General features: G+C 50.2%; 22 protein-coding genes. 9 read left to right on the top strand and 13 right to left on the bottom strand.

From position 1 onward, the window contains the following. Nucleotides 1-20: 20 nt before the first annotated feature. The 6 genes from GK091_RS23265 (at nucleotide 21) to GK091_RS23290 (ending at nucleotide 7,805) form a co-directional block, all read left to right on the top strand. A complete protein-coding gene (locus tag GK091_RS23265; protein WP_164042517.1) occupies nucleotides 21-599 on the top strand; it encodes a pseudouridine synthase in 579 nt (192 codons plus the stop codon). A gap of 110 nt (nucleotides 600-709) precedes the next feature. Next, entirely contained in the window at nucleotides 710-1,300 is a 591-nt protein-coding gene (locus GK091_RS23270) for an RNA polymerase sigma factor (protein WP_164042519.1), read from the top strand. After that, nucleotides 1,297-2,037 (top strand): tetratricopeptide repeat protein, encoded by a 741-nt coding sequence (locus tag GK091_RS23275; protein WP_164042521.1) that lies wholly within the window; start codon nucleotides 1,297-1,299, stop codon nucleotides 2,035-2,037. The genes GK091_RS23270 and GK091_RS23275 overlap by 4 nt, the downstream gene beginning before the upstream one ends. A 795-nt stretch (nucleotides 2,038-2,832) precedes the next feature. Next, nucleotides 2,833-4,281 (top strand): S8 family serine peptidase, encoded by a 1,449-nt coding sequence (locus GK091_RS23280; RefSeq protein WP_164042524.1) that lies wholly within the window; start codon nucleotides 2,833-2,835, stop codon nucleotides 4,279-4,281. 70 nt (nucleotides 4,282-4,351) lie between these two features. Beyond that, nucleotides 4,352-7,051 (top strand): CHAT domain-containing protein, encoded by a 2,700-nt coding sequence (locus tag GK091_RS23285; RefSeq protein ID WP_164042526.1) that lies wholly within the window; start codon nucleotides 4,352-4,354, stop codon nucleotides 7,049-7,051. Nucleotides 7,052-7,118: 67 nt separating this feature from the next. Then, entirely contained in the window at nucleotides 7,119-7,805 is a 687-nt protein-coding gene (locus GK091_RS23290) for a hypothetical protein (RefSeq protein WP_164042529.1), read from the top strand. 61 nt (nucleotides 7,806-7,866) lie between these two features. On the opposite strand, the gene GK091_RS23295 is transcribed toward GK091_RS23290, so the two are convergent. Beyond that, the gene (locus GK091_RS23295) at nucleotides 7,867-8,484 is read right to left on the bottom strand and encodes a 3'-5' exonuclease (RefSeq protein WP_164042533.1); all 618 of its coding nucleotides are present in this window, start codon (nucleotides 8,482-8,484) and stop codon (nucleotides 7,867-7,869) included. A 155-nt stretch (nucleotides 8,485-8,639) separates the two neighbouring features. Between GK091_RS23295 and GK091_RS23300 the strand changes: the two genes are divergently transcribed. Continuing rightward, nucleotides 8,640-9,482, top strand: a complete 843-nt coding sequence (locus GK091_RS23300) for a CvfB family protein (RefSeq protein ID WP_164042534.1) — start codon at nucleotides 8,640-8,642, stop codon at nucleotides 9,480-9,482. 37 nt (nucleotides 9,483-9,519) lie between these two features. On the opposite strand, the gene GK091_RS23305 is transcribed toward GK091_RS23300, so the two are convergent. The 3 genes from GK091_RS23305 to rpiB are packed head-to-tail and all read right to left on the bottom strand — an operon-like array spanning nucleotide 9,520 to nucleotide 13,891. After that, on the bottom strand, nucleotides 9,520-11,664 hold the full coding sequence (locus GK091_RS23305) for an FUSC family protein (RefSeq protein WP_164042537.1): 2,145 nt from the start codon (nucleotides 11,662-11,664) through the stop codon (nucleotides 9,520-9,522). 36 nt (nucleotides 11,665-11,700) lie between these two features. After that, complete coding sequence (locus GK091_RS23310; RefSeq protein ID WP_164042539.1) at nucleotides 11,701-13,449, bottom strand: ABC transporter ATP-binding protein; 1,749 nt, start codon at nucleotides 13,447-13,449, stop codon at nucleotides 11,701-11,703. 10 nt (nucleotides 13,450-13,459) lie between these two features. After that, entirely contained in the window at nucleotides 13,460-13,891 is a 432-nt protein-coding gene (rpiB, locus tag GK091_RS23315; RefSeq protein WP_164042541.1) for a ribose 5-phosphate isomerase B, read from the bottom strand. Nucleotides 13,892-14,032: 141 nt separating this feature from the next. Between rpiB and zwf the strand changes: the two genes are divergently transcribed. Then, on the top strand, nucleotides 14,033-15,526 hold the full coding sequence (gene zwf / locus GK091_RS23320) for a glucose-6-phosphate dehydrogenase (protein ID WP_164042542.1): 1,494 nt from the start codon (nucleotides 14,033-14,035) through the stop codon (nucleotides 15,524-15,526). Nucleotides 15,527-15,544: 18 nt separating this feature from the next. Next, nucleotides 15,545-16,270 (top strand): 6-phosphogluconolactonase, encoded by a 726-nt coding sequence (pgl, locus tag GK091_RS23325; protein WP_164042544.1) that lies wholly within the window; start codon nucleotides 15,545-15,547, stop codon nucleotides 16,268-16,270. 87 nt (nucleotides 16,271-16,357) lie between these two features. On the opposite strand, the gene trpS is transcribed toward pgl, so the two are convergent. From trpS to GK091_RS23370, 9 genes are all read right to left on the bottom strand, one after another. After that, nucleotides 16,358-17,338: a tryptophan--tRNA ligase gene (gene trpS / locus GK091_RS23330; RefSeq protein WP_164042546.1), complete on the bottom strand. Its 981-nt coding sequence runs from the start codon at nucleotides 17,336-17,338 to the stop codon at nucleotides 16,358-16,360. Nucleotides 17,339-17,428: 90 nt separating this feature from the next. Then, entirely contained in the window at nucleotides 17,429-19,696 is a 2,268-nt protein-coding gene (locus GK091_RS23335; RefSeq protein ID WP_164042548.1) for an NADP-dependent malic enzyme, read from the bottom strand. A gap of 194 nt (nucleotides 19,697-19,890) precedes the next feature. Continuing rightward, nucleotides 19,891-20,652 (bottom strand): type I methionyl aminopeptidase, encoded by a 762-nt coding sequence (map, locus tag GK091_RS23340; RefSeq protein ID WP_164042550.1) that lies wholly within the window; start codon nucleotides 20,650-20,652, stop codon nucleotides 19,891-19,893. A gap of 92 nt (nucleotides 20,653-20,744) precedes the next feature. Next, complete coding sequence (locus tag GK091_RS23345) at nucleotides 20,745-21,164, bottom strand: putative toxin-antitoxin system toxin component, PIN family (protein WP_164042552.1); 420 nt, start codon at nucleotides 21,162-21,164, stop codon at nucleotides 20,745-20,747. Between the two features lie 287 nt (nucleotides 21,165-21,451). Next, the gene (locus GK091_RS23350; protein ID WP_164042553.1) at nucleotides 21,452-22,381 is read right to left on the bottom strand and encodes a bifunctional riboflavin kinase/FAD synthetase; all 930 of its coding nucleotides are present in this window, start codon (nucleotides 22,379-22,381) and stop codon (nucleotides 21,452-21,454) included. After that, nucleotides 22,378-23,106, bottom strand: a complete 729-nt coding sequence (gene truB / locus GK091_RS23355) for a tRNA pseudouridine(55) synthase TruB (protein WP_164042556.1) — start codon at nucleotides 23,104-23,106, stop codon at nucleotides 22,378-22,380. The genes GK091_RS23350 and truB overlap by 4 nt, the downstream gene beginning before the upstream one ends. A gap of 88 nt (nucleotides 23,107-23,194) precedes the next feature. After that, nucleotides 23,195-24,040, bottom strand: a complete 846-nt coding sequence (locus tag GK091_RS23360; RefSeq protein WP_164042558.1) for an undecaprenyl-diphosphate phosphatase — start codon at nucleotides 24,038-24,040, stop codon at nucleotides 23,195-23,197. 90 nt (nucleotides 24,041-24,130) lie between these two features. Next, the gene (locus GK091_RS23365; RefSeq protein WP_164042559.1) at nucleotides 24,131-24,469 is read right to left on the bottom strand and encodes a DUF3098 domain-containing protein; all 339 of its coding nucleotides are present in this window, start codon (nucleotides 24,467-24,469) and stop codon (nucleotides 24,131-24,133) included. 53 nt (nucleotides 24,470-24,522) lie between these two features. Further along, the gene (locus GK091_RS23370) at nucleotides 24,523-25,404 is read right to left on the bottom strand and encodes a cell division protein FtsX (RefSeq protein ID WP_164042560.1); all 882 of its coding nucleotides are present in this window, start codon (nucleotides 25,402-25,404) and stop codon (nucleotides 24,523-24,525) included. Between the last annotated feature and the right edge of the window lie 37 nt (nucleotides 25,405-25,441).

The raw sequence follows: 25,441 nt of genomic DNA on the forward strand, positions 1-25,441 counted from the left end.
TCGCAGATTCACCATTAACGATGTACTACCTCATTTACAAGCCCTACCTGATGCTTTCCCAGTTTAGCCGGGAAGGTGGTAAACCAACATTGGCGGATCTGGACTACGAGTTTCCGAAGGACGTGTATCCGGTCGGTCGGCTCGACGCTGACAGCGAAGGGCTGCTGTTGCTGACGAGTGATAAGCAACTCAACCACCGGTTGCTGAATCCAAAATTTCGCCACAATCGGACCTATTACGTGCAGGTTGAAGGCGAATTGACAAACGGAGCTTGCCGTCAGTTGTCGGAAGGAGTTACTATTTCGGTCGATGGTAAAGCCTACCACACGCTCCCCGCCGAGGCCCGGACACTGATCGAACCGAGGTTGCCGGAACGAAATCCGCCCATTCGCTATCGGGCCAGCATTCCAACATCCTGGCTCTTGATCGCGCTCCACGAAGGCAAAAACCGGCAAGTGCGCCGAATGACAGCCGCTGTCGGTTTTCCAACGCTTCGGCTTGTTCGCTGGGCCATCGAAGGGCTCACGGCTGAAGCTATGTTACCCGGTCAGGTTAAGGAATTAAGTCATTCCGAAGTGATGCGGGGGTTGAAACTTTAGGGAATAAAAATGACAAGCGAGGTGCGTAGTTCGTTCGTAAAAGACTGAGGACTAGTACTTCCCTGTTTCTTATTTTTTAGTACCTTACCGCCTGTTCTATCTACCAACCTATGGCTTTCTTCTCCCGACAACTTTCCGATGTTGACCTGATGGCGGGTATACGAGCGGGCGGAACGCAGCGTCGGCTCTATGAAAATAAGCTGTATGAGCGATACGATTATTTGATTGCTGAAGGAACCCGTAAGCATCGATTGAGTGAAGATGACTGCGCAATCGCCTATTCGGATGCTATCATGACGGTGATCGAAAACGTAATTAGTGACCGTTTCGAGGGCCGTTCCGGGCTCAAAACGTACCTGTATCAAATATTTACGAACAAATGTGTTGACGCTATTCGAAAAAAGACGACTAATCGAAGTAGCGTCCACGATGCACTTTCGCTCGACGATTCCTTGCTACAACTGCCCGATGCGGCCCGGTCGGCTATACAGGACCTCATTGCCCGGAGTGATGTAGAGCGTCTCTATCGTCAATTGAATAATCTGGGAGAGAAGTGTCGAACCATGATTCTGTCGTGGGGTGAAGGGTATTCGGACGACGAAATTGCGCAGACGCTTGGGTATAATTCGGCCGCTGTGGCCAAAACCAGCCGGTTGCGCTGTCTGGATAAACTCCGTGAACGTTTTCGCGACATCCTATGAACACTGATCTGGAAACAATTGAACAGTATTTGACGAACCAGCTATCCGCCGGAGAACGTGCGCAGTTTGAATCAGCGCTCGAAACGGACCCTGCCGTAGCCGACGCGCTGGCTTTTTATGTCCTCTCGAAGCAGGTGGCAAAGGCGCAGGCCCGTGAGGAACGTATCGCTGAATTTAAAGCCCTGCGTCAGCAACCCCGAATTGGTCAGCGGTCGTCTGCCAGCTGGATAACCTATGCAGCTGCTGCGGCAAGTATTGTACTATTACTGGGATTGGGCTGGTATTTCTTCCGGCCAGCAACGGATGCGACCCTGGTTGCCAGCCAGCAGGTTGATTCGTACGTCTCTTCGCATTTCATGCAGTTACCGACGATGATGGATAGCGATGCCGACAGTCTGAAAACGGGCGTCGATCTCTTCAATAAAGGCAATTTGACCGAAGCGGGCAACGTCTTTCAGGCTATTCTGACGCGCCATCCCGATAGTGACACTGCGTTAAAATTTGCGGGTATTGTTGCCTTCCAGCAGGGCAATTACGACAAAGCCATCGACCTGTTTCACCGCCTGAGCCAGCGCACCGACCTGTTTGCTAACCCCGGCTTATTCTACGAGAGCCTTGCCCTGTTGAAGCGCGGACGACCGATCGATAAAAGCGAGGCTAAAAAATTGCTTGATGCGGTGATTACTAAGAACTTGGAGGGCAAACGTGAAGCCGAAGAATTGGTTAAGCAGTTGTGAAAGATATTCCCAAGTTGATCTGCACGTAAATCTGAATAGTACATAATGTCTTTTCACTAAGTTTGGTTTATCTGAAAAAGAAGCGGATGTGATTAACAAACAAACGATAATTGGGATCGCTAAAAAGTCAGATTATAAGTGACTGAATCTAGGAAAATGCCTGTCGTATTAATGAACAATCTGTATAATTTGATTTTTGTGGTTTTTTAAATTTTACTATTATCTAGTATTCGCTAACTCTAAATTTAGTTACTTGTGAAGACGTTTCGCTTAGTAGTGACCTTATCTGTCTTTTCGCTTTCGTTTTATTGTTGCAAGAAAGAAGAGATTCAGCCTAAAAAGGCTAAACTTCCTACCACATTTAGCCCAGGGACGGATACTCCTCCGCCAACAGTTGGTACAAAGGGCTAGTCAAGATAATTATTACCAGGATAATACGCTGTAAATAGTCGTGTAGAAAGAAGCGAAGGGATAAAAATCGCTACTACAGGAATACAGTTCAATGCAAAAACACTTTGGTATAATAAACCCAGCGCATTTTAATCGCTGGGTTTATTATCTTCTGTCATAGCTATCACGACAAATCCATCGACCTATTCCACCGCCTGAGCCAGCGCATCGATCTGTTCGCCAACCCCGGCTTATTCTACGAGAGCCTTGCCTTATTGAAGCGCGGACGACCGATAGATAAAAGCGAGGCTAAAAAATTGCTTGATGCGGTGATTACTAAGAACTTGGAGGGCAAACGAAGGTTGAGGTACTAATTCAAGACATTCAAACCCACACTAGTAATCTATGGACAATGACGAGCAATATTTTCAGCAAGTACCTCCCCGTGATATTAAATCCATCCAGTTTCATGATAAAATTCGAAGATTAGGTGAGCGCGGCCATGCTGTTCCCGATGTAGTTGAATATCCTACTGACCCGCTGCGATTGGTTGTCCGCAACCAACTGATCCTGCATCTGGATAAACCATTGGAAGTTTCCAGAAAAAGTAAGCTAAGATTAACGGGTAAGTACATAATAAATTCGGAACGAAAAGCAGTTGACGTTGTCGTCACACGGGCTTGCCGCTGCAATCCTTTATTGGTTTTAGTAGAAGGAGAACAGGCCCATTTGCTGACCGACGAGCTTGACCTAAGATACAGCCTTGATCAGGACACCTCACTACCGCGTGTCGTTAGAAGCAGTGCAAACGATATTGGATACAGTCCTGAACAAGATACATCGCCCCCGCACGTTATTCGGTCATCGTCTGGCGGTGGGGGGCACCCAGTCCCCTTATTACCGGCGTCATTTGACGACCAGCTTCGTCGAATACGAGAGCAGCACGATTCGCTGGACGACTATCCGGTTGTAGCTGTGATGGATACAGGCATTGACTTTCGGTATCCTAATACAGAAAGTCTGCCTACTTATTACAACACGGAGCCGCCAACGTGTGATATGATAGAACCTGACTATATTGGCTGGGATTTTATCAACGATCATAATTACCCTTATGATGATAATGAAACGAACAAACACGGGAGTAGAATCGCGGCCATCATCAGCCGTATTGCCGATGGAAAGGTTCGTATAATGCCTTTAAAAGTAATTGATAGTCAAGGAATTGGTAGCTTGTTTGCTATTTGTTGTGCTTGCGAATACTTACTGACAGATCGTTTACGAGGAAAGTTAACCGCCGTTAATGCCAGTTGGGGATTTTACAGTACTCAGGAAAATGAACTCCTCGGCCAGTACATTGACCAACTAACAGAGTCTGGTACGTGGTTTATCAATGCAGCGGGAAACCGGGGAGATATTATACCAAACGAGATTGTTGATCTTAGCAATTCGATACGCTATCCAGCCTGCTATGGTGGGAAAAAGAAAGCGGGCGTTCTGACCGTGACGACGGTAAGTAATAAGTTGCGTTTTACTTTCCCGGGAGGATTTCGAACGGTGTATGATGTGGTAGAAAACTACTCGTCTACGTTTACCGACATTGGCATTGGAGCAGGTCGGGATGGAAAATTTCAGGAATCGCTACTAACAGACAGCAGTAGCCCATTCATCATCGGTTCCTCGTATGCTACTGCCTATGCCAGTGGGTTGGCTGGCCTGTTAAGACCTGAGATGTCAGCTGGCAAAGCGGCATTTCTTCAGTCCGTATCTGGTCATCTCGCAATTCTTGCACTCAATTCTAAGATTTGTGATGGTTACGTGTTTGTTGTTGAGTCCGACCCGCTCTTTACATAACCAATACCCAGTTGACGCTTACAGGTGGGTAGCTGGATGCCTGTTTTCACTGTTTATAACCTGCAATGCGTTGGCTCAGTGTTCTGCATTGCGGTCTGACGCGTTGCAGTTGCGTAAATACCCGGCAGCGAGTTTTTCTGAGTCAATCACTCAGGCGATTCGTTTACAGGATCGTTGGGCCGCTTGTCGGGAACGCCAGGATTCTGCTTTTGTACAACTTGTGTTATTTACGGGCAATGCCTATTTTGATACGGGGAACTATCCGGCTGCTATCGATCACTACAAGCGAGCCATCCGTGCAAGCCGGAATCAACCACAACTCCGGTCTCTTCTACTGCAAAGCTACCATTGGTTGGGAACGAGCTATCTCTATAACAACCAGGCTGATCTGGCTGAAGCGACGTTTCATACCGTTCTGGATAATGTCCATCAATGGCCGGGCAATAGCCTGTGGGGCGGACGTGCGTGCTTAAATATAGCCTATCTGAGTCTTTCCAATGGCGATTATCAGCAGGCGATAACCTATGCTGAAAACGGACAACGATTTGCACAGGAAAGCCGAAATCCTGCTTTACAGGCTCAACTCTTACGAGAAAAAGCGAATGCGTTAAAAGCATTAACGAATTACAAGGAAGCCGTTCCATTAATTTATGAAGCAATTCGACTCGCTGATCTGGCTAAGGATTTACCAGGCTTAGCCGAATACTATCAACTGTTGGGTGATCTGGAGTCTAAGCAAAGTCAACCGAATGCGGCTAAAATTGCCTATAAACGAGCGTTAGTCTATTGTGAAAAGACAGGTAATGACTTTCTGAAAGCATTGGTACTTACTAATTTGGGTTTTTTGCATTACTCACAGGCCGACTATGCTGAAGCAATCAACTACAATCAGCAGGCTTTATTAAGTCAGAAGAACTCGTTTAGTCGTGCCCGTCTCTTCAACAACCTCGGCGCTTGTTGGTGGAAAATTGGCCAGTATAACAAAGCGTTGAAAACGTATCAACAGGGCTTTCTTTCAATGCCAATCGGGTTTAAAGACTCGCTGATCATGGCTAATCCTGCGGCTCAAACGATTCGTAACGCGCTCCGCAAAGAAGTTCTCCTGACACTGATTAAAGATAAAGCCGATACCTGGCTCGACTACGCGAAAGCGACCGCCAGTCCACAACGATTTCGACACGCACTCGACACGTATGCAGTCGCCGATCAGATGATTGATTTCATGCGGTGGGAGCATACCGGCCAGCAGTCAAAACTGTATTGGCGGCAAAAAACGCGTGGTCTTTACGAGCGGGCCATCGAAACTTGTTATCGGCTCAATGATACCGAACAGGCGTTCCGGTTCCTGGAGAAAAGTAGAGCCGTTCTGCTGGCCGACAAGCTAAATGAACTGGGTGCCCGGCAAAAATTAGCACCCTCGCAAATTGAACAGGAACAGCGATTGCGACAGGCCGTTAATGATCAGCAAAACAAACTCGCCGGATTGTCGCCCGATAGTGCCAGCTATGCATCAATTCGCGGCATTTTACTGAGCAAACAGGATAGTTTAGACACCTTTCTGAAGCAACTGGAAGCGTCGAACCCGGCTTACTTTCGCTATAAGTATGACAACGCCACGACTACCCTCGCCGAATTACAGCGATACCTGAAAAAGCAATCGGGTTCACTGGTGACGTACTTCGTGGGCGATAGTGCCCTCTACATCATGAGCGTTACGAGTGAAAAAGCCAGGTTGCGCAAGCAGTCGATCCAGCCTTACAACCAGACGCTGAGTCAGTTTGCAACTTTGCTGGCAAGCCCGGAAGCTATGAGCAAGATGACCAATGTAAACCGTTTTCTGACGCTCAGTCATAGCTTATACCAACAGCTACTGGCTCCTCTGAATTTGCCGAAAGGCCGCGTCGTTATTTCCCCCGATGGTTTTTTTGTCCCGTTCGATGCCTTGAGCCGTTCCGGGACCAAGCCTGAGTATGCCATCAATGACTATGCCTTTAGCTACGCCTATTCCGCTAGCCTGTTGATGAAAAATAACGACAAACTTGCCCGGATGCCACGTCTCAAAACGCGTGATTTTCTGGGTATTGCACCCGTAGAGTTTTCCCGCCTAGGACAGGTTATGCTATCCGGTTCAGAAGTGGCGCTGAAGCCCATTGCGGACCGGTTTAATTCGTCAACCATGCTGATCCGTCAGGCTGCCACTCGCCGGGCTTTTCTGACCCAGGCCCCATTACATCGGGTCATTCACCTGTTCACACATGCCAACGCCGATAGCACCGATCAGGAACCGATGCTTTATTTTGCTGACTCAACCATGCGGTTGTCGGATCTGGGCGACGGTGCTTTGCCTAATGCGGAACTGGTTATTCTGGCTGCCTGTAAAACGGGTGTTGGTACCAATCAGCGCGGTGAAGGGGTGTTCAGTCTGGCGCGGGGCTTCTCGGCACTAGGCGTACCCAGTGTATTGACGACGCTGTGGAGCGTTCAGAATCAGGCTACCTATCAATTGACTACGCTCTTTTACAAATACCTGGATGAAGGCCATCCTAAAGACATAGCGCTGCAACGGGCTAAACAGGAATGGCTCACGAATGCGGAAGGTATTAACCAGTTGCCCAACTATTGGGCTGGGCTAATCATTGTCGGCGATACCGAACCGTTGTCGCGAACCAATCACTGGTTGTGGATTGGGGGCGTATTGTTAACGGGCCTCGTTGTCTTTGGATGTTGGCTTTATGTACAAAAGCGACCCACAAAACTGGTCAGTGCCTGATTCCGCTCTTCACAATTCGACTCTCGATTACCGTAAATTCAGTTAACTAGCGCGAAATGATTTGTTTATGTTTCGGCTGATCGACGCACTACGTTCAAAAACCTGGGCCTGCCTTTTCGTCATTTTTCTGCGTTATCTGATCGGTGGTGCGTTTGTCTACGCCGGGTGGGGGAAGGCCCTCGGCGGTCGATTTATGCCCGCCGGTACGTTGCAGTTGCCGCCCGATCATGGGATTTCGATCGATCTGTTTTTCGAGGCACTCTACCGAACGGGTATCTGGTGGAATTTCCTGGGGGTTGGTCAGGTTATCGCGGGTGCATTGCTGGTTACGCAACGGTTCGCCACGCTGGGGGCCGTTGCCTTTTTGCCCATTAGTCTGAACGTCTTTGTGATTACAATCTCCATGGATTTCCACTTTACGCCAGTCCTCACCGGGCTTATTGTAGCCGCTAATCTTGGTCTGCTTCTGTGGGATTACCAAAAAATAGCTCCGTTGTTTTATCCCAACCGCGCTGGCGAAATGCTTATTCAATTGAGGTCCGACCAGCTCGGTTCGCCTGGCTACTGGCAGGGACTTGGCCTGTTGATTCTGCTCACGTCTTCATTGTTCGGCAACCGCGAAAATGCACTTGTTTGGTTTCCGTTGTGTCTGGCTGAGGGGTTGCTCGGTCTGGTTGGTTTCTTTATCGTGAACCGACGGCAACAAAAATGTAACCCTGACTTCCGGGCCGGGAAGCCGAACAATAACCTGTAGTTCGTATTCCTGGCTCTACCAGTTAGCTCGATGAGCCGGACTGGAAGTCCGGGTTACGCTACTAGGCAAGTAATTTCAATCCTTCGCTGAGTTTAAACACCTCCTTCAGACATTTAGCGGTCAAGACGGCATCTTCCAGCGCATTATGGAAACCGTCTTCGCGGGCAAAGCCGAAATAGCTGGCAATTGCCGTCAAACTTAGTCGGTCGGGTGTTTTACGCCCATTTGCCTTTAAGATCCGGAACGAGAAATAAGCCAGCGTATGCAGGTCGAGCAGCACCCGCGAATACGGCCACTTGAGCTTTTCGTAGCGATACGCTTCTTTCAGAAAATTGATGTCATTGATCACGCTCTGACCGCAGATGATCACATCGCGCAGAAAAGGTGTCCGGTCCAGTTGTCCCTTTGGCACACGAATACCCAGCTGCTGACAGATCCACTCCTCCATTTCGGGGAGCACATCGTAGATCATTGGGGCGTCTTCCAGATCAGCCAGCGACAGGTTATGAATCTTTTCGGAAGACGACGAAAAGGCGTCCTTGTTTTCGGGATACACATTAGTGAGGTACTGACCCTTTTCGACCCAGTTGTCGTCGAAAAGAACGGCACCAACCTGAATTATTTCGTTGTAGTCCGGTTCAGGGCCGGTCATCTCAAGGTCGAGGACTAAGAAAGGCATACGTAATTCGTTAACGATTTTGGTGAAAAGTTAACGGATTTATTGCTGATAAACAGAGTAAGCGCCCGGTCATTCGTTTTGGAAGAACGGAATATAGGCTCAAGCGCCATGAATTATCGCTACTTTTGTTCCAGCGATACCAGTAAACTTTAGTTATGATTGACATCGGTCGCATGAATACGCTTACGGCCCTGCGTGAAACCAGCGTTGGGTTTTTTCTGGGTGAGCCCGACTCCGAGAATCCTCAGGATGATGTGTTATTGCCCAACAAATACGTTCCAACGTCGCTGGCGGTCGGCGATAAACTCGACGTTTTCCTGTACACGGATTCCGAGGATCGACCCATAGCCACCACGCTGACACCGCATATCATGCGCGATGAGTTCGCTCCGTTACCGGTTGTTGCTGTCTCAAGTGCGGGGGCTTTCCTGAACTGGGGACTGGAAAAAGACTTACTCGTTCCTTATCGGGAGCAGAGCCGTCCCATGGAAGTGGGACAGTGGTATGTCGTGTACATGTATCTCGACGAAGATACCAACCGACTGGTGGCATCCAGCAAGGTAAGCCGCTTTCTGGACGATGATTCGTCCGATCTGGTCAAAGGTGACGAAGTCGACTTGCTGGCCTACGAAGCCACTGACCTTGGTTACAACGTTATCATCAATGACCGTTTTCAGGGGCTGTTATACCATAGTAGCATTTTTCGTCCAATACAAATCGGCGATCGTATGCCGGGGTTTATCAAACACATCCGCGACGATAAACTGATCGATGTCAGTCTGCAACAGGAGGGGTTCCAGAATGTCGAACCCAACGCGCAACGTATTCTGGACGAGCTAAAAGCAAACAAAGGCTTTCTGCCACTAACGGATCACAGCGATCCCAAACTCATCTACCAGACCCTGGAAATGAGTAAGAAAACGTTTAAGAAAGCCGTTGGTGTTCTCTACAAGGAACGGAAAATCGTTCTGCAGAGCGATGGGATTGCCTTGGCATAACGAAGCATACCCCTAATAACAGGGAATATCGGGTACGTTAGCTGGTCTTGAGCTGGTCAACTAGTTTACTGATGTCGCCACTAACCTGCTGAATGAAGTTTAATTGTTCGATAAACAATCGATCATCCGCCGTTGCAGGGGGGGCATCGACCCCTGATAGGGTAGTCCCGGACACTTCTATTGACGGCTTCTCGATCGTATCATCCAACCGGCGAAGGCTCTCGGACAAGGTGAAAAGCGCCCGCTTGATGGGGCGGAGCAGGGCCGGTGCGTAGGACCTTGGTTCGTCGGTGAGCAAGGTTGAGGTGACCGTAGCGACATTGGCCGATAGGATGTGGTTCAGCACCACGAAATTATAGACAAGCCGTTCGTTCCGCTGCTTGTGCTTTGGCTCCGATACCATCCGTTCAAAGGCTGCCGATAGGTTGGCCGATGTAACATACACTTCCTTGCGGGCCAGTTTGTAGTCCACGACGCTAATGGGTTTGCCCGACAGAACGGTAAGCAGCATTTGAAGGTACCGAACGTTGGCGACCAGAATATCCCGCAGCGGTTTGCTGAGTTGCTCGGACTCCCAGCGGGGAAAGATAAGGTAACTGGCCGTGAAGGCGATGATCCCGCCCAGAATTGTATCGAATAATCGCTCTTCAGCTGCTCCGAAATAGCTAATTCCCAGGAAGTTAAAAAGAATAAGAATGTACGGTGTCAGGCAGATGACCATAATGATGTAGTTGACCCGCTGCGCACTATAGGTGCCAAGCATGAACAGCACCATCAGCACAAAATGAGTAGTCTTGTTCGGTATGAACGTCAGAATGGCAAGGCCGATCAGTCCCCCGGCAAACGTACCGATGATTCGCTCGAAATTCCGTTGCTTCGTCAGGCTGAACGCTGGTTTCAGGATGACCGAAATGGTCAGCAATACCCAGTAGCTATGGTGGCCGTAGTCGAGCAATTGCGTAACAACATAGCCGAGCAGCATGGCCAGTGCCACCCGCACCGAATGGCGAAAAACGGATGAAGCCAACGTTAAATTGTTTCGCAACGATTGCAGATCGATCGCCTGATGCGATACAAAGCGACCATATTGCAGGTCATCGAGCGAGGTTGGGTTCGTGTCTGGTTCGGCAATATGCGCTTGCATGGTGGCCAGCCGCTGACTTATATTCCGTAGGCTGACCAGAATTTTCTTGAGTACCAACGTGCTGCCTTCCTGATCGCCCAGCAAGTCAATTTCGCCTTTTAGTTTGTTCAGCGCTTCTGTGAAGTCGATCGATTTTCGGCGGTGGGGAACAACGGCCTGAATCGCCAGACCGATGTGATCGAGCTCGGTCGATAACCGACGGATGAGCCGGGCTATCGTATCCAGCACGCCCGTTTGACCGAACCGTTCGCGGATGGCTGCGTAGTCGTAATACATCGTGACAATCTGCTCGTAGAGATCAACAACATCGACAAACGTGAGCACCAGTAGTCGGCTGGTGGTGGTCGATTCGGCCACAAACTGCCGGTTCTTAAAGAGCAGGTCCCGAACTTCGTCCTGTTTTTCGCTAACGGTTACCTGCTGCGTAACCAACCGGCGGTAGTCCGTATCCAGTTCGGTGGCCGTGTTGTAGAAGTCGGCCTTGATACCCATGAATTTGGCAATCTCGTGAATACACAGCCCCAATGCCTGTTGCGCCGGACGGTAGGGTTGAAGTTGCGAAACCAGCAGGCTAATTGCTGAATACCAGACCGACCCGGCCAGAATTAACCCCGCTTCCCGCAACACCCCAACGGGGTTGAGCGGTCGATCAAGAGTAAGGATCATGATTAGTATGGCTGCCGTCCCGACGGAAGTAGCACGAGTGCCGAACACGGCGAGCATAGAAAAAAGAAAGCCGAAAAGCAGAATTTCAAGACCCAGTGTGTAGTCATTCATTCGGGCAAAGCCGGTCACGATGGCCACCAGAAATCCCAGCAAAACCGTAGCGGCCATACCATTGCGTCGGTGCTGAATGGGGCCGGGGGCATCGCTCAGGCTCACGCTCAGCGCACCCATCGACATGGCCATACCGGGCACTAGCTGCCCAAACTGAGCCAATACCAAAGCGGGCAACAGAATCGACACGGTAGTCCGCAACCCGTACGAAAAGTACTGGCCGGACAAAAAATAATTAACTTGCCGTGTGCGTCTGTTCATGAATCGTTGTGTTACCAGGCCGGTCAAGATAACTAATTATACCGCTCTGCGTTCGCCGATTTGTTGCCGCCACATGGCGTAATAAAGCCCTTTCTGCGCAACCAGTTCATCGTGACTACCGGTTTCGACGATTTTTCCTTTTTCAAGCACGAAAATAGTGTTCGCGTGCAGAATGGTGGAAAGGCGGTGCGCAATCAGGATCGTAATCTGTTCATTCAGCGCCGAGACACTGCGTACGGTATCCGTAATTTCTTCCTCCGTGAGCGAATCGAGCGCCGATGTTGCTTCGTCGAAAATGAGCAGGCGCGGGTGCCTGACCAACGCCCTTGCAATGGATAATCGCTGCTTCTCACCCCCCGACATTTTCAACCCGCCTTCGCCGATCTGGGTGTCGAGCCCTTTTTCGGAGCGAGCCAGCAAATGATCGCAGGCCGCTTTTTCCAACGCATCGAGTAATTCGGCTTCGGTCGCGTCCGGCTTGACGAATAGCAGGTTCTCCCGAATTGTTCCGGAAAAGAGGTGCGTGTCCTGCGTAACAAAACCGATCTGGCGACGCATTGGGTTGAACCGAATATCTCGGGTGGAAATGTCGTTGTAATAAATTTCACCACCAAGGGGCCGGTAAAGGCCCACCAGTAATTTTACCATCGTCGACTTCCCCGAACCCGACGGCCCAACGAAGGCAATCGTGTCGCCGAGTGATGCCTCAAACGAAACACCATCGATAGCGTTTTGATTGGCTCCCTTATGCCGAAATACCACATTGGCAAAGCGCAACCGTTCGACAGGGCCGACCTCAACGGGCGACTCCGGATTACGCTCGATCGGTTTCTGCATCAACTGGTTGAAACTGTTCAGCCCGGCTTCGGCTTCCCGATAGGCCAGAATAATGTTGCCCAACTCCTGCAAGGGATTGAAGATAGAGACCGAAATGAACTGCATCGAGATCAGCTCACCCGTACTCAGCACATGGCGGAATATCAGCCATAACAGAATGAACAGGATCGACTGTCGCAGCAGGTTGAGCGTTGTGCTTTGCCAGAACGACAGCAGCCGGACGCGCCGTACCTTAAACATCTCCAGTTCGAAAATTCGACCCGTTTGTGTGCGTAGCCGACGAATCTCGGGAAAGGTTAAGCCGAGGCTTTTAATCAGTTCAATATTGCGCAGCGATTCCGTAATGACGCCCGACAACAGAGCCGTTTCGCGGTTGATCGACCGTTGCGTCGTCTTGATCTGCTTGCTGAGCAGCCCCGTAAGACCACCCAGCAGGAGCACGCCAATCACGAAAACAGGCACTAGGGCCCAATGTTTCGTAATCGCATACCAGACCAGAAAGCCCATACCCACGATGGACGAAAACAGGACATTGACGAACGAGTTGATGAACCGCTCGGTATCGGTACGGACCTTTTGCAGAATGGACAGCGTAGCACCGCTGCTCTGATCGCCGAATTCCTGATATGACAGCCGTAACGTTTGCTTAAGGCCATCATTGAAGATGTCGGTCCCGAATTTCTGAACAACCAGCCGGGTCATGTATTCCTGAAAGGCTTTCGTCACGTTCGAGAGTATGGCAACGCCAACGGCCAGGGCCAGTAACTGCAAGACACCCCTGATTTTTTCGGAATCGGTTTTTGAGCCGGGGTGCGTGGCGTATTCGTCAATGAGTTTGCCAAAGATGATCGGGTCAACCAAGGCAAGGATTTGCGCAACGCCAGCCAATAGCAATGCCACCACAGCCAACCAGCGGTATGGCTTCAGGTACTTCCACAAAATGGTCATGGTGCGGTTGTTACTCGTCCAGTTCCTGAATACGAGCCAGATGCCGCCCGCCCTCAAACGGCGTGTCGAGCCAGATCTGAACGAGTTTCAGGGCCGTTTCTTCCGACATCATCCGCTCACCAATGGAGATAACATTCGCATCGTTGTGCTGACGTCCCAGCCGGGCCGACTCTTCATTCCAGCATAACGCGCACCGAACGCCTTTGATCCGATTGGCAGTGATGGCTTCGCCGTTACCGGACCCGCCCAGCACAACGCCCCGCTCAACCTCGCCAGCCGCAACCGCTTCGGCAACGGGCCGGATAAACAGGGGGTAATCGACCGATGGTGTTTCGGCGTAGGTTCCTTTGTCGATGACCTCGTGGCCGAGGTCAGTCAGGAATTTTTTGATGGCTTCTTTATAGCGGAAACCGGCGTGATCGGAGCCAATAGCGATTTTCATAGCGTGATTGATACGTGATAACAAAGCTCAAAAGTAGCAGAATCGCAGACTATCTTGAATCCTTACTGAACGAAACTTGTTCATCAGAACGGACGCCGGTATCTTGCACCGACTTTCGGCTTGACAACAACCTGTTTACCAATGATTCCAGCAACTAACCAGCGGCCCCAGGCTACCGTTCTTTTTATCTTCGGTGGCAGTGGAGACCTTAATTTGCGCAAACTCACCCCCGCGCTTTACAATCTCTTTATCGATAAATACCTGCCTGAACACTTTGCGGTGGTTGGTATCGGGCGAAGTAAGTATACCGACGATAGTTTTCGCGAACGGCTGCTTGAGGGCGTAAACGAGTTCTCCCGGCGGAAAGATGGCCCCTGGAATGAGTTTGCACCCAATATCTCGTATCTGCAAATGGACGGGGGCGATGCCGCAGCCTATTCGAACATATCGGAGTTTGTCGATGCTAAGAGAGCGGAGTGGGGCGAATCACCCAACGTACTGTTCTACCTGGCCGTCGCTCCTCAACTCGTGCCGGGCATCGCAACGAATCTGGCTAAACTACCGCTGTGCAGCGATAAAATACACGTCCGGATTGTGGTTGAAAAGCCATTCGGTCACGATCTGAAAACGGCTCAGGAGCTAAACGCGCTTCTGGGAGGTTTGTTTGCCGAAGAGCAGATTTACCGAATCGATCATTATCTCGGTAAAGAAACTGTCCAGAACATTCTGGCCCTGCGCTTCGCCAACTCACTTTTCGAACCGATCTGGAATCGTCGCTACGTTGAACACATTCAGATTACTGCGTCCGAAACGGTTGGCCTGGAAGGGCGTGGCGGTTATTATGAGGGGTCTGGCGCACTGCGCGATATGATCCAGAATCACCTGTTGCAGGTCTTGTGTATGGTAGCTACCGAAGCTCCCATCAGTTTTGAGGCCAATGAAGTCCGCAATAAAAAAGTAGACGTACTAAACGCCATTCGTCGCATCCAACCCGATCAGGTCAACGAATTTGCCGTACGGGGGCAGTATGGTCCGGGTAAGGTGAAGGACAAGGAAATTCCCGGATACCGCGAAGAAGAAGGCGTTGATCCCAACTCAGCTACCGAAACGTTTGCTGCCGTTAAGCTTTTCGTTGATAACTGGCGGTGGGAGGATGTACCGTTCTACCTGCGTACGGGTAAGTCGATGCCCGAAAAAACGACGGTCATTACGGTCCAGTTCAAACCCGCACCAAGTTACGCATTCCCGGCCGAAGCAACGGGTAACTGGGAGGCCAACCGACTGATCATAAGCATACAACCTGCTATGGATATCCGGCTCCGGTTTCAGGCCAAGCGGCCCGGCCAGACGCTGGCTATCGATCCGGTCGAGATGGTATTCAGCTACAAAACGGCCTATGATGGTCAGGAACCGGAAGCCTACGAAACGCTGTTGCTGGACGCCCTGACGGGTGACGCGACGCTGTTCATGCGGGCCGATCAGGTGGAAGCGGCTTGGAAAGTCGTAACGCCCATCATCGAAGCCTGGGGAAATGAGGCACCGACCGATTTCCCGAATTACGCGCCGGGTTCGTGGGGTCCACAGGCTGCCATGGACCTGATCGAGAAAGACGGGTTTCACTGGACGACAAAATAGCCATTGAATTTAGTACCTATGCAACTCATTATCACGAAAAATCCTGCCGATCTGGCAAAGAAAGCGGCTGATTTTATAGCGAAACGCATTAAAGACGTTCTGAAAAAAAAGGATCGATTCACCATTGCCCTGTCGGGTGGGAGTACCCCGAAAGCACTGCACGAATTATTGGCTAAATCGCCTTACCGTGAACAAATTCCGTGGGCGCAGTTGCATGTTTTCTGGGGTGATGAACGGTATGTGCCCATCGATGATGAGCAGAGCAATGCAGGCATGGCTTACGACACGCTGTTGGGCCATGTGTACACACCCGAAGATCAGATTCATGTCTGGCGCACCGAACTCGAACCCGAAGCGGCCGCGGCTGACTACGATCGGATTTTACACGAGTACTTTGGCGAAACGGGCCCATCTTTCGATCTTGTACTGCTCGGTATGGGCGACGATGGACATACCCTCTCGCTCTTCCCCGGTACGGATGTTGTTAATGAAAAAACGGCCTGGACAAAAGCCTATTTCCTGACGCAACAGGACATGTATCGGTTGACACTAACGGCACCCATCACGAATCGAGCGGCCTGTGTATTATTTCTGGTGGCAGGCCCTAAAAAAGCCGAACCGCTGAAAGAAGTACTGGAAGGAGACTACAATCCAAATAAATACCCATCACAGGAAATCAAGCCAACGGATGGCGAGCTCGTCTGGATGGTCGATGAGAAGGCAGCCGCATTACTTGCCAAATAACCCGTAACGCGGACTGGAAGTCCGTAAAGCTGAAGGCTACTTTCTCACAGTTAGCCTTCGGCTCTACGGACTTCCAGTCCGCGTTACTTAATTGAACCCTAATTTTTCCCGCACCCGCGTAATGGTCTTTCCGGCTACAGCGCGGGCTTTTTCTTCTCCGGCCTGAAGTTCCGCTTCCAGCGCGTCTGGATTCTCGGTTATGTAGTAGTTATATCGTTCGCGTTCTGTCGCAAATTGGCTCAAAATGAGTTCGTATAATGCTTTTTTCGCCGTGCCGTAACCAAAATTGCCCCCTTCGTACAGGCGTCGTAGTTCCGCCGTTTGCTCGGCGGAGGCCAGCAGCGAATAGAGTTGGAACGTGATGTCCGTAGCCGGGTTCTTTGGTTCTTCCAGCGGTGTCGAGTCAGATTTAACCTTTTTGATCACCTTCCATAGCTCATTCTCGGGCAGAAAAATGTCAATGTAGTTATTGTATGACTTGCTCATCTTCGCCCCGTCGATGCCGGGAATGGTCATGAGCCGATCGTCGATACGCGGTTCGGGCAACACGAAAATGTCATCATCGTATTGCCGGTTGAAGGTACTGGCAATGTCGCGGGTCATTTCAATATGCTGCCGCTGATCTTTTCCAACGGGAATAATTTCGGCATCGTACAGCAGAATATCAGCCGCCTGCAACACCGGATAAACGAATAGCCCCGTATTCACCGCACCCGTGGCACGATCCGATTTTTCCTTGAACGACGTAGCGTTGTTAAGCATCGGAATAGGCGTAAAGCAGTTCAGATACCAGCATAACTCCGTATGTTCGGCCACCCGCGACTGACGCCAGAAGGTGTTTTTAGCGGTATCCAGACCAAAGGCAAGCCACGTAGCCGCTACCGCTTTGGTAAATTCCCGGCGGGTCGGGCCGTCTTTAATTGTTGTTAGCGAATGCAGATCTGCGATAAACAGAAACGATTCGTTATCAGGGTGTTTCGATAACTCAATAGCGGGCTTGATGGCCCCTAAAATGTTGCCCAGATGCGGTCGGCCGCTGCTTTGGATTCCCGTTAAAATACGTGCCATAATATTTAGTAGTAGGAGTAAGGAGCGAGGGAAGAGTGGTTGCTAACGCGTGTACCTTCTTCAGCTCGCTCCCGGCTGCCCGTCTATGTCTTACTTACCCTGTGCTTCTACCACCGCAATGGCCACCATATTGACGATTTCGCGTTCTGATGAGCCGAGTTGTAATACGTACACCGGTTTACGAATACCGAGCAGAATAGGGCCGATGGCATCGAAACCGGCTGCTTCCGACATCAAGTTATAGGCGATATTGGCCGCTGACAGATTGGGGAAAATAAGTGTATTCGCGCCTTCATCGGCCAGTGTGCTGAATGGGTGATTCTGCTGAAGCAACTCCGTGTTGAACGCCAAGTGCGCCTGAATTTCCCCATCGACGATGAGGTCGGGATGTTTCCGTTGCAGAATTTCGACCGCCCGATTCATCTTTTCCGCGTCGTCCCCTTTTGCACTGCCAAAGTTTGAGTATGTTACCAGTGCAATGCGGGGTTTGATGTTGAACCGCTCAACCGTACGCGCGGTCATCTCCGTGATTTCAACGATTTCTTCGGCTGTCGGATTGAAATTGACCGTTGTATCGGAGAAAAATAAAGGACCGCGTTTGGTGAGCAAAATGTACATACCCGCCACTTTCTGCACACCTGGCTCCTTACCGATCACTTGCAACGCGGGCCGGATCGTATCGGGGTAGCTGCGTGTCAGACCCGAAATGAGTGCATCGGCTTCGCCCGTTTCGACCATCATTGCCCCGAAATAATTGCGGTAATACATCATTTTCAGCGCTTCGGTGGCGTTGACACCTTTGCGCTTCCGCTTCTCGAAATAAATATTGGCAAAGCGTTGGATTAACTCATCCTGCTCGGGTGCGCGCGGATCGATGATCGGAATTTGACCCAGATCCAGTCCGTTGTCCTTGATGATTTGCTGAATCTTAGCCGTTTCTCCCAGCAAGATCGGATACGCGATACCGTCGTCCCGGACCTGTTGAGCCGCCTTGAGCACCTTTAGATTTTCAGCATCGGCGAAAACAACACGTTTCGGGTTCGTTTTCGCTTTGGTGAGAATGACCCGTGAAATCTGGTTGTCCTGTCCGAGTCTTCGGGCGAGTTGCTGCTCATACGCATCCCAGTCTGAAATAGGCTGGCGTGCTACACCCGAGTCCATAGCGGCTTTGGCTACGGCTGGCGCAACGGTTGCCAGCAAGCGTGGATCGACTGGCTTGGGCAGAATATAGGTCCGGCTAAAGATCATGTTATCCTGGCCGTAAGCCAAATTAACGATGTCAGGTACTGGCTTTTTGGCTAACTCCGCCAGGGCGTAAGTCGCTGCCAGTTTCATAGCCTCGTTGATTTCCGTGGCCCGAACGTCCAGGGCACCTCGAAAAATATAAGGAAAGCCCAGCACATTGTTGACCTGATTTGGGTAGTCTGACCGACCCGTAGCCATGATGATGTCAGGGCGAGCGGCCATAGCATCATCATAACTGATTTCGGGAGTCGGGTTCGCCATCGCAAACACAATCGCATCGTTGGCCATCGAGCGAATCAGCTCCTGGCTAACAATGTTGCCTTTCGACAGACCAACGAACACATCGGCTCCGGCAAAGGCATCGGCCAGCGACTGAATGTTGCGGGTGGTCGCAAAAGGCCGCATAATATCACTGAGGTCGGCACGGTCGGCGCGGAGCGGTCCATTTACGTCGAACATAACGATGTTCTCGTACGTCGCGCCCAGTGCTACATATTGACGGGCGCAGGAAATAGCGGCTGCTCCGGCACCAAGAAAAACAAAATGTGAGGCCTCAATCTTTTTGCCGACCAGTTCAAGTGCATTCAGCAAAGCTGCCCCGCTGACAATGGCGGTGCCGTGCTGATCATCGTGCATAACCGGGATGTTCAGTTCCCGTTTGATGCGTTCTTCAATTTCAAAACATTCGGGTGCTTTGATATCTTCGAGATTTACCCCGCCAAAGGTCGGCTCCAGAATCTTAACGGTCCGGGCAAATTCGTCAACGTCTTTGGTATTCAGCTCGATGTCAAAAACATCGATGTCGGCATAGATCTTGAACAGTAAGCCCTTGCCTTCCATGACAGGTTTACTAGCCGCAGCGCCAATGTCGCCCAAGCCCAAAACCGCCGTTCCGTTGCTGATGACGGCCACGAGATTGCCTTTTGCGGTGTATTTGTAGGCGTCGTCGGGATTGGCTTCGATAGCCAGACACGGTTCCGCCACGCCTGGTGAATAAGCAAGGGAGAGGTCGCGTTGGGTACTGTATTCTTTCGTCGGGATGACTTCAAGTTTACCCGGACGCCCCTTGGCGTGGTAATCAAGGGCATCTTCGCGCCGGATTTTCTGTTGCATAACAGCTTGGTTGATGAACGTTTGTTGTACAGTTTGGAGCGCGAAGGTACGGAAAAAGCCGGGAGCAAACCGGCTTTCCCTGATTTACTACGTGAATGTGACTGGTATCGCTGAGTCAGATGATGGGGGTACTGCCGATTTTTTTGTCGGTCAACTAGCTGAGAATAAAAGGTGCGAGCAGCGGAAACGGGTGATCAATTCCACATGTGGTTCGCTTCGGTCAGTATGATCGGTTGACCATCCGTAACGACAATGGTCTGCTCATGCTGTACGGCAAAACTGTTCTTGGCAACCAATGTCCAGCCATCGCCTTTTTCGTGCGCATACGTGGCTTTGGTCGATAGAAACGTTTCGATGGCTACGACTGAGTTTTTTCTGAACCGGGTCGTGTTGGTCCGATCGTAATAACAAAGAATTTCGTGGGGCTCCTCATGTAAACTCCGGCCAACGCCATGCCCTGCCAGATTCTTGATCACTCGATAACCGGATCGCTTAGCTTCCGTTTCGATCAACCGGCCAATCTCGGCTATGCGCACTCCTCCCTTGATCTGACTGATTGCTTTTGCCAGAATTCGTTTGGAAGCATTCACCAGATCCGTATGCTGAAAAAGATCCTGCCCCACCACGAAGGAACCGCCATTATCCGACCAGTAGCCATTCAGTTCGGCGGACACGTCAATATTAACGAGATCGCCATCCTGAAGAATGCGTTTGCTGGAAGGAATACCATGACAAACTTCATCATTCAAGCTGATGCAGGTCCAGCCGGGAAAACCATACGTCAGCTTAGGAGCTGACTTGGCTCCACGCAGGTCCAGCAGCTGGCGACCGTATTCATCGAGTTCTTTGGTCGACATGCCCGGCTTGGCATACTGCTGCATCAGGTTCAGCGTCGATCCGACAACCTCGCTGATGGCCTGCATACCCATCAGGTCTTCCTGAGATGCTAATGACATAGGGTTATGAGTTTTATTGGTTGAACGGCGGGTGCCAACTCTTTATTGAGCTTGGCGATTAAACGATGAATTGCCCGCTCGTCAATAAGCTACTAGGAACTCTGACTCTTTAGAATCTCATAGAACTCTTCAAGACCAATAACGTTAATCCTAGGGAATTCAACTGTGGCTAATACATTGAAGTGCTTGTCTTCAGTTACTAAATAATCAACGCCACCAGCAATTGCACAGTCAGAAAATTTGTTGTCATCGGGGTCAGCGGTAATTAACCACCAGTAAAAAGAAACATTGACCAGTTCTACATTCGGTGAATTAATCAATGCTTCCAGTACAGTATCTGCTACATCTCGTCGCCCGAATCCCCACTCGATAATTTCATCATATTCCGCCAAAATATCAGTAGTAACACAGAGCGTAAATTTCCCTGAAAAGATTGCCTGATATAACCAGTGAGAGGATGATTTTGTAGAAATTGAGCTAAGGAGTTGGTTTGTATCAACGACGACTTTCATGTAGGCGTGTTATCGCTTTTGTCTACCTTATACTCTGTGCGTAGGTGCCTCTTACGCCAATCAGTCATAGTTTTCTCAGTGAATCCGTTTTCATCCCAACTATCATCGGCTAATTTAGCCGCTTTTCGCGCGAAGTAATCAGAAAGTAGTTGCTTGATTTCCAATAGGTCGTCATTGGAGACTGGGCGAGAGAAAACTTTCAATAATTCAAGTTGAAGGTTCGACAGTGGCTGACTAGTCTGCATAATCTTATTGTTTACCAGTTTTACAATATTATACAATAATGCTCAACCGACTAACACCGCCCGCGCCGACTCTTCATCGCGCTTTAACTGGGCTACTAAAGCCGGTAGACCGTCGAACTTCTGCTCGGGGCGAAGAAACTCGCGGAACCGCAAGGTCATGTGTTCGCCGTAAATGTCCTTGTTAAAGTCGAAAATATACGTTTCTATCGTCTGGTGGGTTCCGGCAACGGTTGGCCGAAAACCAATATTGAGCATACCACCATACGTCTGGTCCGCATGAACGACATCAACCGCATAGACGCCATTGGCCGGAATGAGTTTGATCGGGTCATCCACTTGTAGATTTGCCGTTGGAAAACCAATCGTACGGCCAAGCTGCTGCCCTTTCACAACCGTTCCGGTCAGGGTATACTGCCGTCCCAGAAACAGATTTGCCGTATGAACATTACCCTCTTGCAAGGCCAGACGGATTTTGGACGAACTAACGCCCACCGCTTCGACATCCTGCCGGGGAATCTCTTCGACCTCGAAACCATACTCGCTCTGGTGAGCCTTGATGTAATCAAAGCCCCCTTCCCGGTCGCGGCCAAACCGGTGATCATAGCCAATGACCAGTTTCCGGGTGCCGATTTTATCAATCAGAATCTGCTGGATGTATTCGGCTGACGTCAACTCGGAAAAGGAACGCGTGAATGGAATGACAACCAAGTGATCGACACCCGCCTGTTCGATCAGGTCGATTTTTTCGTCCAGCGTAGTCAGCAGCTTAAGGTCCTGACTGTCGTTGGACACTACGGTACGGGGATGAGGCCAGTAGGTGATTAGCACCGATTCACCCCCGCTGGTCTGAGCAACTTCGGTTAGGCGGGTCAGAATGGTCTGATGTCCACGGTGGACACCATCGAACGTGCCGCTGGTAACAACAGCATTGGGAAGGGGAGAAATCTCGTCGAGACCGCGGTGAACTATCATAGCGTTGATGGAAGAATGTCTGGACGGCATCTGGCGATAAAGCTGTCGAGCGTATCGGCGTTTTCTACCCGAAAATCACCAATGCGTGTCCGGCGGAGGCTACTCATGTACGCGCCATTGTTCACCAGCAGCCCCAAATCACGTACCAGACTGCGAATATACGTGCCTTTGGAACACACGATACGAAAATCGATCTCCGGAAACCGGTCAGCGTTGACCTCAAAGACCGACACTGTAACATGACGGGATTTGATTCCGCCATCTACGCCTTCGGCGGTTTCACCGCGTCGCGCTTTTTCGTAGAGCCGTTCGCCGTTGACCCGAATCGCCGAATAAATCGGGGGCACTTGCAGAATATCGCCGGTAAGCTGTCGGGCGGCTTCCTGAATGTGTTCAATCGTAATACCCGACGTATCGAATTCAGCGTCGAAGGCCGTTTCCAGATCGACTGACGGGGTTGTTTTTCCCAGAACAAGGGTTCCGGTGTACTCTTTCTCCTGCGCCTGATACTGGTCGATCTGTTTGGTCATTTTACCGGTGCAAAGAATCAGCAAACCCGTTGCGAGCGGATCGAGCGTGCCGGCATGGCCAATTTTCTTGAACTTACAGGCATATTTAAGCTTATTGGCCACGTCAAATGATGTCCAGGTAAGCGGCTTGTCAATTAATATAACCTGACCCGGATCGGGTTGACCGGGTGATGGAGATGCGTTTGGTTGCGACACGAACTGAAAATAAAAAGAAGCACAAAGATACACGGAGTTGATTCTCCGCGCACCACCGTGCTTCTTGCTGTACTTACGTACGAATAGGTTAAATAACGTCCAGCTTAACGCCCGCAGCCACCAGACCGAGCAGCACCAAACCGAGGACAATGCGGTAATAGCCGAACACCTTAAACCCGTAGCGGTTTAGGAAACCAACGAACGCGCGAATGGCCAGCATACCAACGATAAACGCAATGACATTGCCAATTAGCAGCGTCTGATAATCTTCGGGACGGAGAAGCTTGTATGTTTTCAGGAGTTTATAGCCCGAAGCGGCTGCCATTGTTGGAACGGCGAGGAAGAACGAAAATTCAGCGGCCTGGGTACGGCTAAGTCCTTGAAAAACACCGCCAATAATGGTTGCTGCTGACCGAGACACACCCGGCACCATCGCAATACACTGGAAGAAACCAATACGAATGGCATCCGGAACCGTGACCTCCCCATCTTTAGGTTGCCGGTTGATGATCCGGTCGATAAAAACCAGAATGATACCGCCCACCAGCAACATGATCGCTACAACAACCACATTTTCGAGCAGGGAATCAATGAAGTCATTCAATATAAAACCAATAACGGCGGCTGGCACGAACGCAATCAGAATTTTGCTGTAAAAGTCCAACATCGGCTGCAGCTTAGGCGGGAAGGACTTTAAATAAGACGGAATGGTAAAGGTGCCGGTACGCGCATTGACCATAAAACGGCGGTGATAGAGCACCAGTACCGATAGTATACAGCCAAATTGAACGTCGACCGTGTAGAGTTTGGTAAATTCGTTGCCGGCAATGCCAGCCAAAGAGGAGTAAATAATCATGTGGCCCGTTGAGGAAACCGGCAAAAACTCAGTCAATCCCTCAATGATAGCCAGCGCAATCGCGTGAATCAGATCCATTATACAGGTGTAAAGCCACAAATGTACGGCGTTATCCGATTGTAAGTGCGAAACTTTACAAGTGGATAACGCCGTACACAATTACTTTTTTTAGGCTTTGGGCCGGGCCAGAATCGCGAAAATTTCGAGAACGAAGCCGCTCATGACAACGATTGGCCCGAGTGTCAGACCCAGAAAGCCAAAACCAAATTCTTCTTTATCGAGGCTCATAATGAAGAAACCGGCCAGAATCGTTGCAATACCTGCCAACATCAACACGTAATTTTGCCGACCGAATGGCAGCGCAGCCGCTGTATCCCGGCGGATCGGTTCAGAAATCGACGAGCGAAGGGGGGCTGGCTTAGGGGCGGGCGTAGTAACGACCGGAGCCTTTTTGACTGGTTCTTCACGAGCCAGTGTAGCCGAGCTATATACTTTATCTTTTGCCATGTTCGTAAGTCAGTTATACGTCTTGTGTAATCATTGAATCCGTCTGCTTAATATTAATACAACTCATCCAGGGTCAGACCAAGATACCGATGGACTGCCTGAAACGTGCTTAAAAAACCAATCAGAACACCCAGGCCAACGATTCCTGCCAGCAGGAAAATCAGTTTCTGCGTATCCTGAAACATAGCCAGTTCGGGTAGGTTATGAATCGCCAGTTGCAAACCAGCCAGCAGTAATGCAACGGCAATGACCCCCGCCAGCAACCCCTGCCACATACCCCGACCCAGAAATGGCCGCGTTATAAACCCATTCGTTGCCCCAACCAGCTGCATACTGCGAATCAACATCCGTTGCGAATGCAACGCCAGCCGGATGGTATTGTTCATCAGAACAACAATAATTATCAATAAGATCAGCGCAAAGGCCGACATTACGGCATAAATTTTTGTGATGTTTCGATTGATGCTGTCGACCAGATTTTCCTGATAGACGACTTCAAAAACACCATCGATTTCTTCCAGATCCTGTTTTACCTGCTGAAGCTTCGCTTCTTCGAAGTTCTCTTCAGTTAACTTGATCCGGTAGCTGTCGCGCAGGGGATTCTCACCCAGAAATTTTGAGAAATCCTCTTTCGTTTCGGCAATGAACTCTTTGGCGGCAACGTCCTTGGGTACAAACGTCACCTGAGCCGCGCCGTTGGTTTTCAGAATATACGGTTTCTCGGCTATGGTCTGAGACAACTTCGTCATCTTGCTGTCACTGAGACCCTTGTCGAGGAATGCCCTCATTTCATAATTCTCACGAATGTATGTTACTACTCGTTTCGACTGAATAGCCAGCATACCGCAGAACCCAATCAAAAACAAAGCCAGCGTCAGACTAAACAAAATCATGCCGCTGGGATACGTACCTACTCTTTTCTTTGTACGAGCCATTCAGGGGTTCGTCTTATTGAGACAAAAATAACGGTTT

The sequence above is a fragment of the Spirosoma agri genome (assembly GCF_010747415.1).
GTDB classification, from domain to species: domain Bacteria; phylum Bacteroidota; class Bacteroidia; order Cytophagales; family Spirosomataceae; genus Spirosoma; species Spirosoma agri.